Consider the following 12,316-nt stretch of genomic DNA (forward strand, 5'->3'; position numbering starts at 1 on the left):
AGCGGATGAACGGATCTAGCTTAAGGACGGCGCTGTCTGAGAGGTGCGGCATGCCCAACCTCTGGGACAGGAGAATCTCGCCTAGCACATGAGTTCTCTGCATCAGCGGAGATTAAGATCCGTAGGCCGAAATGAGCCACCTGTGACGCGAGCGCGGCGTGAACGTTGCCCCATTCTACAAATGCGCGGATGACGCAAGAGGACTTAGCTTTTGAGGAGCATTGAGGACGAGTTTACGCGCGCCTGAAGCGGGCTCTTGCCAACCCTGCGCGCCGGTGGGAACGCGAGTATGGTCCGCCCCGTCCGTGCAACACGTCGCGACATCAGCACACGTTGTTCCCGATAGATGGCTCGGCAGCGAAGCTCGCCTTTTGCCCGGGGCTCGCTTCATCCTTTTCTGCTGTTTCGTGCGACTTCACCACTTCACCAAGTGAATGTCTGGGTTATCGCGGGGACCTCAATTTCGGGACCCCAAGACCTCCTTCCGAATGAAGTCGTCCGCGATGCCATCGTGTCTGAAGCGGTCGCGGTCACCCTGCACAGTGCCGGACGAAAGTAGCCTTGCGGCGAGTTCCGTCTAAGATTCGAGGCGGTTGCGCCTGCGTCAGTGCGCCTGATCGGTGTCGGTCGAGAACTTAATGCCACGAGGCCAGATCGGGAACTCGGGATCGGGAGATCGGCGCTGGAACCAACTACTTTCCGCGCCGCCGGCGACCAGCGCGACCTTCGCTCGCGGTCGCTAAGCCTCCTGGCAAGTGAAGTTGTGAGCCGTGTCCAATTCTACGCGAATTGGCTGCTGTTTGCAGGAATGCAGCTAAAGGGGCATCAACTGCGCTGCCGATCGGCGCTGTGGCAGCAATAACCTAAAGGCATCAGCATACCATTGGAGTCTTAGATGAGGGGTACGTCAATCACGGCATTACGCAGGCTCAAACGGCCAGACCTTTTGCGTGGTGATGCGTATCTGAACGGCGCCTGGCTCTCCAAATCAGATACTCTTGCCGTGTTTGATCCTGCCAGCGGTGACGAGATCGCTCAAGTTGCGGCTTGCGCAGACGCCGACGTTGACGACGCGGTCCATTGCGCAAGAGCAGCGTTCCTCAAGTGGCGCGACATGCTTCCGTTACAGCGTGGTGCATATCTGCGGAAATGGGCGGCAGGCATGCGGGAGAGCGCCGAAGACCTGGCTGTCATCATAACGGCCGAGCAAGGAAAACCGATTGCTGAAGCCCGCGGCGAAGTTTCATACGCTGCCGGCTTTTTAGATTGGTTTGCAGGGGAAGGGGAGCGGGCTTACGGCGAAACGATTCCCAGCCATCTCCCCGCAAGCAGGCTGGCCGTGCATTTGCAGCCGATCGGGGTGACTGTCGCCATTACGCCATGGAACTTCCCAGCGGCAATGATCACCAGAAAGGCTGGAGCTGCACTGGCCGCTGGCTGCACAATGATTGTAAAGCCGGCACCCGAAACGCCACTGTCGGCCCTCGCGCTTGCCCGCCTTGCCGGGGATGCTGGCATTCCGCCCGGCGTGTTTCAGGTGATCACGGGCGAAGCTCCGCCACTTGCCAAACGGCTGTTGTTGCATACCCACGTGCGTGCGTTCTCTTTTACGGGCTCCACCGAGGTCGGCAGAATCCTTCTCGAGCAATCCGCGAAGACAGTGAAGAAAGTCTCGCTCGAACTTGGCGGCAATGCTCCTTTCATCCTTTTCGGCGATGCGCCGATCAACGCTGCGGTCGCCGGTTGCATGGCAGCCAAGTTCGCGACATCCGGTCAGGACTGTCTCGCGGCAAACCGGATTTATGTGCAGCGAGAGATTTACGAGCATTTTACGGAAAAATTTGCCGAGGCCACCAGTAAACTAAAGGTCGGGCACGGATTGGAGCCAGGTGTCGACATCGGTCCGATGACAAAGACGTCTGGTGCTGACAAATGCAGGCACCAGGTTTCTGAGGCTCTAGCAGCCGGGGCTCGAATGGTAGCAGGCGCACAGCACAATTCGCTTGGCGGGAACTTCGTCACGCCGGCCGTGCTTGCTAATGTGACCGATGACATGGTGATTGCGAAGGACGAAACGTTTGGACCTGTCGCTGCAATCCTGCCCTTCGACGACGAACGGGAGGTGGTCGCGCGAGCCAACAATTCCGAGATGGGACTTGCGGCCTACGTCTATACCCAAGATCTCAACCGAGCCATGCGGCTCTCCGACCGGCTCGAATATGGCATGGTTGCCGTGAATACTCCAAAATTTACGGGGCCGGGCATTCCGTTCGGCGGCTGGAAACAATCCGGCCTTGGTCGCGAGGGCTCAAGGCACGGTCTTATCGAATATCTCGAACCCAAATACCTCTGCATCGGCAACATCGCGGCCTGAAAGGAAGCATTCAATGACCATCAACATCAAAGAGATCACCGAAAAGGACCGCAACTCGGTCTTGCATCCTTTCACTCAGCTTAAAGATTTCGCCACTGGCAAGCTCGGCGACCCAACGATCGTGGTGACAGGGAAGGGGATCCGCATCCAGGACGCGCATGGCAACCAATTTATCGATGGCTTTGCCGGCCTATACTGCGTCAATGTCGGGTATGGCCGCACGGAAGTCGCCGATGCGATCTCGCGTCAGGCCTATCGCTTGGCGTATTACCACTCCTATGCGGCGCACACGACCGACGAGCTTGCGATCCTCTCCGATCGCCTTGTGAAGATGGCGCCGGGCAAGATGAGCAAGGTGTTCTATGGCATGTCCGGCTCGGATGCGAACGAGACCCAGGCCAAGCTTGTTTGGTACTACAACAACCTGCGTGGCAAGCCGACCAAAAAGAAGATCATCTCCCGTGAACGCGGCTATCACGGCTGCAGCGTCGTGTCGGGCTCGATGACGGGCATGAGCTTTTATCACGACCACATGGACCTGCCACTTCCGCAGATTGTTCACACGGGTGTTCCACATCATTACTGGGGCGCAACCCCGGGCGAAACCGAGCGCGAATTCTCCGCTCGCCGCGCCGCCGAGCTTGATCAGTTGATCGAGCGGCTCGGCCCGGACAACGTCGGCGCCTTCATTGGCGAGCCCGTCCTCGGCACAGGTGGTATCACGCCTCCGCCGGAAGGCTATTGGGAAGCGGTACAGACGGTCCTCAAAAAACATGATGTGCTGCTGATTGCCGATGAAGTGATCACAGGGTTCGGCCGCACCGGTTCCATGTTCGGCTCACAGCACTATGGCATCGAGCCAGACCTCATCACGATCGCTAAAGGTTTGACGTCGGCCTACTTCCCGCTTTCAGCGGCAATCGTCGGTGAGAAGGTGTATAAAGTCCTGGAGGATGGAGCCGACAAGGTCGGGGCATTCTCGCACGGCTACACCTACTCTGGTCATCCGATCGGCGCCGCCGCGGCCAACGCGGTCCTCGATATTGTCGAGAAAGAAGACCTCCCCGGCAATGCGCGTGACGTCGGCGCGTTTTTCCAGGCGCAGTTGCAGGAGAGGTTCGCGCAGTTGCCGATCGTCGGCGAAGTGCGGGGCGTCGGTCTTATGGGCGCAATCGAGTTCGTTGCCGATCGCGACAATCGGAAGCGTTTCGATCCGGCGCTCAAGGTAGGTGCGCGAATCTCGAAGGCCGCCCGTGACCGTGGTCTTATCGCTCGGGCCATGCCGCACGGGGACATTTTGGGCTTTGCTCCGCCGCTGGTTACAACCAAAGCTGAGGCGGAGGAGATTGTTGCAATCGCAGAAAGCGCCGTGCGCTCGGTTATGGATGAGCTTGTTCGCGAGAGTGAGAAAATCTGAATGAGTTGGGCCATCTTGTCGTAATCAAGGCGCAAACTCAAGCGACGGCCTGATCGGCTTGCGGGGCTGCCAGCTGAGCTGGTGCCGCGTTCCGCTCATTGAGTTTTCGGCGGAATTCAATGCAGACACTGCTCAGGAGGAACTGGTGGCCAATTCGACCGCACTCAATCCCTGGGAATGGCCTGAAAGCCATTGGCGGCGGCGCATCAACAAAGTCAGAGCGGGCAAGGCACTAAGACCAATGTGGCCCGGCGGTAAACGCTGTGCCTTCGCCATCTCGTTCGACGTCGATCATGAGTCGAACGAATTGCGCAGGGGAGGGCGATCGCTAAGCAGATTATCCTGGGGTCAGTACGGGAGCCGACGAGGGATGCCTCGGGCTTTGGAACTCTTGAGAAAGTACGACGTTCCGGCGAGTTTTTTCGTTCCCGCTGTGATCGCTCAGTTGTATCCAGACGAGCAACGCGCAGTTGTCGATGAAGGCCATGAAATTGGCATGCACGGCTGGATACACGAGCTAAACTCGGAACTGAGCGCAGAGAGCGAGCGCTCTTTAATGATGAGGAGTGCCGACACTCTTGAAAAAATCACTTCCAAACGCCCGACGGGAATTCGAACGCCTTCCTGGGATTTTTCCGACGCAACTCTACGGATCATACGTGAAACCGGATTGACATACGACTCATCCCTTATGGCCGATGATAGTTGCTATGAGCTGCTGGAAGACGAGGAACCCACGGGAGTGATTGAAATACCGGTCGAATGGATTCGAGACGATGCCACTTATCTTTGGATGAGTCCCGATGGGTCTTCACGGCCAGATTTATCAGTCGACGACGTGCTTTCTGTATTTATTCGGGAGTTCGAAGGGGCCTATCAAGATGCCGATTTATTTCAGCTGACTCTGCATCCACACGTCATTGGATATCGCTCACGGATCTGGATCGTAGAAGAATTAATTCGACGCGCCAAAGCAAAGGGTGACGTTTGGTTCGCCACACATCATCAGGTCGCCGAGCGTGCGTCCTCATGTCTCTGAAAACTCTCAGACAGGAACGCCGGTAGAGTGCGGTGTTCTTGGGGCGGCGCAAGCCGTCCTGCGCCTCGACCGTTGCGGCGGTCACCAATGGATTTGGAATGACGCGGATCATCCGCTGTCCGGTATTCGCTTTCAGAGCGGGTACAGTGGGAGTTCTTATCTTGGAGGAGGACTACAATCTTGATTGACACGACCTTTGCCGGAAAAACGGTGCTGATTACCGGCGGGTGGCGCGCTTGGCCCGGCCAGTGCCAAACTGCTGGCGGCGGGTGGAGCGGATTTGGTGTTGGCTGACCTGTCGCAAGAGGCTCTGGACCAAACTCTGGCCGCCTGTCCTGGTGCCCGTTGAGTTGTCTGCGACGTGACCGATCCGGCGATGCTGGAAGGGCTGGTCGACCTCGCCCGCGAGAGCTTTGGCCGGCCGGTTGAGGGCTTGGTCGCGGCCGCTGGCATTACGGTGCGATGAAGCGGCTGATAGACGTGAAGGGTACGAAGCCATGTTCAGCTTCAACGTCGGGGCCATTTGGCGAATCTGCAAGCTGCATCCCGCAGATGCGCGAGCTTGGCCGCGGATCGGTGGTGCTCTTCAGCTCGACTGCTGGTCTGCAGGCCTCGAAGGACGTGCCGATCTATTCGGTGACCAAGGCGGCGGTTGTGATGATGACTCGCACGCTGGCGCTGAACCACGCGGCAGAAATATCCGCGCAAACTGTGTCTGCCCCGGAACCATCGCCAGCCGTTGGCCGAGGCCGGCGTCGCCTTCGCCCGGGGAGAAGCGGCACAGGTCGAGCGCCGGACGAAGATCATCGCTGCGCATCCGATGGGCCGAATGGGGTTGCCGTCCGAGGTGGCGACAGCTGTCGGCTATCTGCTGGACGATGCGGCGGGCTTCACCATCGGCGCCGCGCTTACGGTCGACGGAGGCAGCCTTGCCTAAGCTCCGGTCAGAAACACTGTCGTCGTCACCGGCGCGGCGCGCGGGATCGGTGCCGCAACAGCGGCGTGGCTTGGCTCGGAAGAGGCGTGGGTGTTGCTAGTGGATGTTCTGGATAAAGTGCACGACACAGCTGCGGGCCTTGGCCAGACGGCGCTCGTCTGCGATCTGGCCATGCCCGACGCCGCAGGGCGGGTTCTGGCCGCCTTGGATGCCGCAAGGATCGAGACGCTCGACGTCCTCGTGAACAATGCCGGCATTGGCGGTTCGAAGTCGCTCGCCGATACTGACGATGCCTTTTGTTCCCGCTGATCGATATCAACTTGCGTGCAGTCATCAGCCTGACCCGCGAGTTGCGGCCGCGGATGCGCCAGCCGGGCGGGCGGATCATTAATGTCAGCTCGATCCTCGGGCTTACGGGCTATCCCGGAACGGTAGGCTATTCGGTGGCCAAGGCCGGGATCGCGTATCTCACGCTCCAGCAGGCCGGCGAGCAGGGCCTGTAGGGTATAACCGTGAATGCGGTGGCGCCCGGCGTGGTCCCCACCGACATGACTCGAGCGCTGCACGTACGCAGCTACCAACGCCTGATGGTCGCGCCAATCCGCTCGAGCGCGTCTCCTCGCCGGAGGAGCAGGCGGCGGTGATCGCCTTCCTGCTTCGGACGACGCGTTCTACGTCTCGGGCGCAGTGATCCCCGTCGACGGCGGCTCCCGCCTGTCACAGTAGAGAAGAATAGCGCAATTTAAGCCTATACACAGGATGGCCCTGCAATTCCCGGATGCAGACCGACTCTGCCGGTAACCGGTTCCGGTGGTCGATCCTGTTAGCGGCGCCATTACCCGGCGCACATTTGATCGCGGTGGTGGGCAAGTTGAATTTACCCTTCGCGCGCTTCCCAGCGATCAATATGGCAGTGTCGTACTGCTCGGTCATTGTCGCAACGGTCGCGTTCAGCGTCGGCGCGAACCACAGCGCCTTGGCCACACCAGGTTGTAGCAGACGGATCGCCTCAGTGACCCGCCGAAGAAGCTGAGGCCGTCAATCCAGTCGGGCAGCTTTTGAGTCAGAGTTGGCAAAGGCTGCTCGAACTGAACGACTGTTGAGGAAAGCCTTTGCAGGCGCGGCGGGCGCGAGCACCGCGGGGAGCCGCAAAAAGGCACGCGGAGAGCTCTGCTGAGGCTGCAGTCAACTCAGCGTCCTTGGGAGCATATTGAAGTAGTATTTGCCCATCTCTCCCTGTTATGGCGATTTGAGAAGCAAAAAGCCCGTTCAGCGTTTAGCTTGGAGAATGTGCCCACTGCACTGCTCGCCCGCGAATCACCGATATTATGCAGATTTAGGAGCTCGACGCCGATCTCCTGCATTTGTTGGCGAGGATTGCTGGAAGAGTACCCATTCAATGCACTAAAATCCTGGAGTGGTCTGATCCTCATATTGTAAGTGTAGGCTGGCCTGATGCGGCTGGTTCCAAGTCTTCACAAAGGTTCCAACTACGCCTCCTCCCAAGGCGCATCGGCCCGGCAGCGAGTTCAATCTCCTGCCGGGCGTTGTAACTATTTGCGCACATTGGCCGATTCGGACCTTCAACGGGTTGGGCGGCTGCTGGCTGTCGGAGCAATGTAAAACTGGCTCATAGGCAAGAGTTAGATTGATGAGCAGTCTTGCGGACCAAGTCGCCGATCCAAATTCGCCAGGAGCATTTGCGCCCCTCAGAAATCCGAGCTTTCGTTCAATCTGGTTCGCCACGCAGGTCAGCTCGCTCGGCTGGTTGATGCAGACTGTTGCCATCAGCTGGCTGATGGCTACGATTTCGACTTCCGATCTGATGGTCGCGCTGGTTCAGGCTTCTTCAAACCTGCCAGCGTTCATCTTATCCGTCTTCGCCGGGGCCTTGGCTGATAATTTCAGCCGGCGCCGGGTCATGTTCGCCGGCCGGTGCCTTATGGTATTGGCATCTGCGATGCTGACGGCTTTTGTGGTGCTGGGCTTTGTCGATCCGTGGATGATCCTCGGCTTCAGCTTCTTGATCGCATGCGGCGGCGCTCTCCACGATCCAGCCTGGCAGGCCTCGGTTGGCGATATGGTGAACCGACGCGACGTTCCCGCCGCCGTCACGCTCCTCTCCGTTGGCTTCAACACTGTTCGGACCGTAGGCCCGGCGCTCGGTGGCATAGTAGTTGCCTCTTTTGGGCTGATGACGGCTTTCGCCGTAACCAGTCTTACCTATCTGGTCCCTTTGGTAACCATATGGCGCTGCAAGTGGATGGTTCGCTCATCACCTCTCCCACGTGAGTCGATGAGGACGGCGATCTATGACGGGCTACGCTTCACGGCGATGTCGTCGGAGATTAAGACGGCGATCACTCGCGGAACCCTCTTTGGTCTGGCGAGCATCGCCATTCTCGCGCTGCTGCCGCTGGTTGTCCGCGACCAGCTGGGAGGCGGACCGCTCGCCTATGGCACGCTCATGGCCGGATTCGGGACAGGCGCCGTCTTCGCCGGCATCTCGAACAGCGTGTTCAGACGGAGCTTGTCACAAGAGCGGCTGATGACGCTCGCATGCGTCGCCTGCGCGGCATGCTCCCTTTCGCTTGCGCTGACTTCTTCGATTGCAGTGGCGGCAATTGCACTCGCCATGGGTGGCGCGGGCTGGGTCACCGCCTGGTCCGGGGTCGGCGTGACCGTGCAACTGGCAAGCCCGCGCTGGGTCGTGGGGCGCACCATCTCGATTTACTATGCATTGATCGATGGCGGCATCGCAGCGGGCAGTTGGGTGTGGGGCACGGTGGCCCAGAACCATTCACTGACCTTGGCACTGGAGGGCTCCGCTGGAGCCCTTCTGCTGGTCGCCGCCACGGGCCTCCTGTTTCCCCTTCGCGAGCGCCGCGAATCCGATCCAGATGCTTTGGAGGACTTCGACGCACCGGCAGTCGCCCTCAATCTCAAGCCAAGAAGCGGTCCCATCGTGGTCAAAGTCGAGTACCTAGTGCCCGAGGAAAATCGCGAAGCATTCCTGGAACTCATGCGGGCGCGCCGGCATGTGCACAGTCGCGTCGGCGCTCGTCATTGGACTCTCCAGCGCAACCTTCAGGAGCCTATGCAATGGATAGAGACATTCCGCACGCCGACCTGGACCGACTACCTTCGCCTGAACCATCGTCTCACGGAAGCAGACAAGGAATTGGGTAAACAAGTGCTGAAATTGCATGCAGGACAGCTTCCGCCTAAAATCATGCTTTTTATCGAGCGACCAACAAGCTCGGCCCTAAAGTCCGATGAATCAGCACGTTATTTTCTCCGACACTGACTCTTCGAGGTTAACCCCTTGTATCTGCACGCAGAGGACTTTGTGCGATGGAAGCGACTGAGCCTCGAACCGGATGGCCATCCGGTTCGAAGCAAGGCGAAGTCGCCCGACACCCCTCCGGCCACAACCGTGGGTGAGCCTGGGATCTTCGCCTTCGTCACGTACGACCGAATAGTCGCTTGGCTCCAATCGCACGCACAAGGCAGGTTACCGTGAACAAGACTATCTGTGGAGTGGATGTTTCGAAAGACTGGCTCGATACCCATGTCGTGCCGAGCGGAGCGGCGGGCCGCTTTCGCAACGATGCGGCAGGCATAGCCGAGCTTGCTGCCTGGTGTTAGGTCAATGGTGTCGAGCTCGTCGTCATGGAGGCCAGTGGCGGCTACGAACGGCTTCCCTTCCTGCTGTCGTGGGAGTTGGGAGTAGCCTGCGGCATGGCCAATGCGAGGAGCGTACGCTGATTCGCCGAGGCGATGGGCTTCCTGGAGAAGACCGACAGGATCGACGCCGCCGTCATCGCCCGCTATAGCGAGGTCAAACGGCTGCAGCCGACGCTGCCGCCGAGCGCGGCCCAGCAGCGGCTCAAGGCGCTGGTCGCCCGGCTTTCCCAGGTAACCGCCGATCTCACCGTCCAGAAGCAGCGCAAGAGCGCTGCCACTGATGCCGATACCATTGCCTGCGTATTCCGATGAAGCCGGCCACCGATTCCGATTTGAAGCCGGCCAGTCATTCCGATTTCATTCCGGCCAGCATTCCGATTTGAAGGCGGCCATTTTTCGGTCTGATCCTGGGTCTCGTTGATGTTTGGGTTGGGTTTTGTTTCAGGTCAAGCTGACGGATAAGCCCGAAAGCGGCACCATGCAAGAATACAATAGGTCCACCGGTTCCATTCTCGCAATACAAAGTCGCGACGGCCCCAATCAATATGCAATGTTCGGTGATCATTGTTTCCTCAGCAAAAGCGAGCCAGATCGGTCTGCATTATGCATATGGGAAGCGAGGCTTCTGGTATTTACTTCATAAGCGTAGCAGCGTCTACAGGCCTTTTGCGCCAATTGCCCCCTAGCCGAACGCAGGAATTCGGCGTAGGCGCCCCAGTTCTTCAACCGCGAATTTGCAGGAAATTCCTAAACAAGCGCGGTGACCGTCTAGTGCATCAAGTTACGCGCGGAGCATCCTCCCCAATGCCTGCATCTGCGGCCTTCTAATCCGATCAATGTGGTCGCAAGCGGGGTGCGACCCGAAGCGCGCAATCACCATCTCCGCCTTTGGCGCTATGTACAGGTTCTGGCCGTAAAGGCCCCGACCTTCAATAGCATCAAGCTCGTCGTGTGATACCCACCATTGGCTTCGGTATGTATAGCCGAATGGGAGGTCCGGCTTGGCGGGGTGGTCGAGATCTTGAAGGTCGTAGACAACACTCGCGGGAACCAGTTGCTTGCCATTACACGAGCCTTCACATCGCATCAGCTCGCCGAAACGCGCCAAGTCGCGCAACGTCACATTGAGTCCGCTATGCGCCCTCGGCATACCGTTTGTCGGGTCGATCTCGACATAGGCGTCTTCTTCGCAGCCCAGTGGCAACCATAAGCGCTCCTCCAACAGTTGTGCGAACGACCGGCCCGTTGCGCGCGACATAACCCAAGCCATAACATTGGTATCGACGCCTTTGTAGACAAATTTGCCGTGCGCCCCTTCCTTTCGTATGGTACGCAGGTATTCGCATCTATATGACTTGTCTACACTTGTGTAATCTTCAGTAAAAGCAACGTTAGTTTGCATGTCCATGACTTGGCGGAGCGTTGCATCTTCCCACCCTGTACCTCGTAATTCCGGCACAAACTGCGATATTGTCTTCCTGTCGTCGAGAATGCCCTCATGCACCAACGCCGCGGCTAGGGTGCCCGCATACGATTTGGTGATTGACTGACACGAATGTTGTACGTGCGGCGCGAGTGCGCCGAAGTATCGTTCGTATATGATCCGCCCCCGATGCAGGACCAAAATGCCGTCGGTGTAGGTGTCGAATAGCGCCTCCTCGAACCGGTTGGTGCGGTCGTCCATGTCGACGAACGTGAGCCCATCGATTTCGGTAGACCTGTTGCTGCACTCAAGCTGCGACGGTCCGCCCCGCCCTCGCCACACTTGGACTGTGGGCCGCAGCTCACGCATATGCGATAGCGACCAGCGAAGCTGAGGAAAGGTCCAAACAGTTTCATTCTCGAATGTTACACGCTTGTCTGGCGGCGGCGGCGCACCGCGCATCCAGCCAAATTCGCGAGGATCCGATGCACGGCCGTCCAGGTATTGCTGTCCGTCGAATTCGAGTACGCTCTCCGACGCGTTACCGACGGTTTGCCGTTGTTTGAATTCTGTCATACATGGGATCCAATTTCATGCCTAGGCGCCCCCGGCGCCAGCTGGCTATCGAGAGTTGCGACCCAACCTCGGGAGTTCGGACTGGACTAAATCACAACATGTTATGATCATAGCAGCGGCAGGCGCGCATTCTATGCGAAATGTCCTCGACAACGCAGCAAATCAGCGTTGTATTGCGGCCGGCGCATACTTGCGGCCCCGCTCTCGCGTGGCAAGTAGGACCTAACTTGCCGAACGCTTCCAGCTACAAGAGGCATGAGCCATCATGCGCAGTATGCCGAGTACATCTCGATTAAACCGGGTCCGAACGGGTTGACAATTGTAACGCGTCTCCGCTGTCCGAGCTACGATGAGTCAAAAATTCTCTGGTCTATCAACGATGTTGACCCAGAGGGATACGTGCGAACTCGCAAGGCAAGAAATCGCGAAATGGCATGGGCGACTCTGCATGTTGGCGACGCGATAGTGGATAACGCCGTCGCCTTCGTAGGTGGGCTCGGCTTGAGTCGTCGCATGCGACGTCTCGAAGCAACCGCCCTGGTCAATAGCGACGTCGACCAGCTCCGAGCCCTTCTTCATGCCGGACATCATTTCGCGGGTGACGAGCTTTGGCGCGGCAGCACCGGCGATCAGCACGGCCCCGACCACGATGTCGGCAGAGAAGCATTCTTCCTCGAGCGCCCCGACGGTTGAGTAGCGGGTGCGCACACGGCCGGCGAAGAGGTCGTCGAGATTAGGGAGGTCGAGATTAGGGAGGTCGAGATTAGGGAGAGAGAGGGGCTTGGACCGCAGTTCCCACGTGACCAGAGTCAGCCCTGCAAGGTGTAATTCAACGCGCCAGTCCAGTTTAGATCCTTCCAAAC

At 58.6% G+C, this 12,316-nt stretch carries 7 protein-coding genes and 4 pseudogenes; 8 read left to right on the forward strand and 3 right to left on the reverse strand.

The genetic code is table 11. The features are described 5' to 3' along the window. The first annotated feature begins 895 nt into the window (after positions 1-895). The 6 genes and pseudogenes from EOA16_RS15920 (at position 896) to EOA16_RS33530 (ending at position 6,270) form a co-directional block, all read left to right on the forward strand. Entirely contained in the window at positions 896-2,374 is a 1,479-nt protein-coding gene (locus EOA16_RS15920) for an NAD-dependent succinate-semialdehyde dehydrogenase (RefSeq protein ID WP_063169326.1), read from the forward strand. A gap of 13 nt (positions 2,375-2,387) precedes the next feature. Beyond that, positions 2,388-3,791, forward strand: a complete 1,404-nt coding sequence (locus tag EOA16_RS15925; RefSeq protein WP_063169325.1) for an aspartate aminotransferase family protein — start codon at positions 2,388-2,390, stop codon at positions 3,789-3,791. Between the two features lie 145 nt (positions 3,792-3,936). After that, positions 3,937-4,830, forward strand: a complete 894-nt coding sequence (locus EOA16_RS15930; protein WP_224570030.1) for a polysaccharide deacetylase — start codon at positions 3,937-3,939, stop codon at positions 4,828-4,830. Positions 4,831-5,569: 739 nt separating this feature from the next. Then, positions 5,570-5,767, forward strand: coding sequence for an SDR family oxidoreductase (locus EOA16_RS33520; protein ID WP_063169323.1), 198 nt, complete (start codon positions 5,570-5,572; stop codon positions 5,765-5,767). Positions 5,768-5,794: 27 nt separating this feature from the next. Further along, positions 5,795-6,076, forward strand: a pseudogene (locus tag EOA16_RS33525) (SDR family NAD(P)-dependent oxidoreductase); the annotation flags it as partial. Continuing rightward, complete coding sequence (locus EOA16_RS33530; RefSeq protein ID WP_199489648.1) at positions 6,064-6,270, forward strand: SDR family oxidoreductase; 207 nt, start codon at positions 6,064-6,066, stop codon at positions 6,268-6,270. The pseudogene EOA16_RS33525 and the gene EOA16_RS33530, both read left to right, overlap by 13 nt. 400 nt (positions 6,271-6,670) lie before the next feature. On the opposite strand, the pseudogene EOA16_RS33185 reads toward EOA16_RS33530, so the two are convergent. Continuing rightward, positions 6,671-6,837: pseudogene (locus EOA16_RS33185) on the reverse strand (IS21 family transposase); the annotation flags it as partial. 581 nt (positions 6,838-7,418) lie between these two features. Here EOA16_RS33185 and EOA16_RS15945 point away from each other — a divergent pair. Together EOA16_RS15945 and EOA16_RS15950 are read left to right on the forward strand one after the other, a co-directional pair. Continuing rightward, positions 7,419-9,074 (forward strand): MFS transporter, encoded by a 1,656-nt coding sequence (locus tag EOA16_RS15945; RefSeq protein ID WP_063169321.1) that lies wholly within the window; start codon positions 7,419-7,421, stop codon positions 9,072-9,074. Positions 9,075-9,343: 269 nt separating this feature from the next. Then, positions 9,344-9,730 (forward strand): annotated as a pseudogene (locus EOA16_RS15950) (transposase); the annotation flags it as partial. A 505-nt stretch (positions 9,731-10,235) separates the two neighbouring features. On the opposite strand, the gene EOA16_RS15955 reads toward EOA16_RS15950, so the two are convergent. Together EOA16_RS15955 and EOA16_RS15960 are read right to left on the reverse strand one after the other, a co-directional pair. After that, on the reverse strand, positions 10,236-11,453 hold the full coding sequence (locus tag EOA16_RS15955) for a serine hydrolase (protein ID WP_063169320.1): 1,218 nt from the start codon (positions 11,451-11,453) through the stop codon (positions 10,236-10,238). A gap of 354 nt (positions 11,454-11,807) precedes the next feature. Continuing rightward, positions 11,808-12,185: pseudogene (locus EOA16_RS15960) on the reverse strand (alanine dehydrogenase); the annotation flags it as partial. Positions 12,186-12,316: the final 131 nt, after the last annotated feature.

The sequence above is a fragment of the Mesorhizobium sp. M7A.F.Ca.US.008.03.1.1 genome (genome assembly GCF_003997495.1).
Lineage (GTDB): Bacteria > Pseudomonadota > Alphaproteobacteria > Rhizobiales > Rhizobiaceae > Mesorhizobium.

Coding starts and splice junctions, on each gene's coding strand:
- EOA16_RS15920 (WP_063169326.1), top strand. CDS start 896: ATGAGGGGTACGTCAATCACGGCATTACGCAGGCTCAAACGGCCAGAC.
- EOA16_RS15925 (WP_063169325.1), top strand. CDS start 2,388: ATGACCATCAACATCAAAGAGATCACCGAAAAGGACCGCAACTCGGTC.
- EOA16_RS15945 (WP_063169321.1), top strand. CDS start 7,419: ATGAGCAGTCTTGCGGACCAAGTCGCCGATCCAAATTCGCCAGGAGCA.
- EOA16_RS15955 (WP_063169320.1), bottom strand. CDS start 11,453: ATGACAGAATTCAAACAACGGCAAACCGTCGGTAACGCGTCGGAGAGC.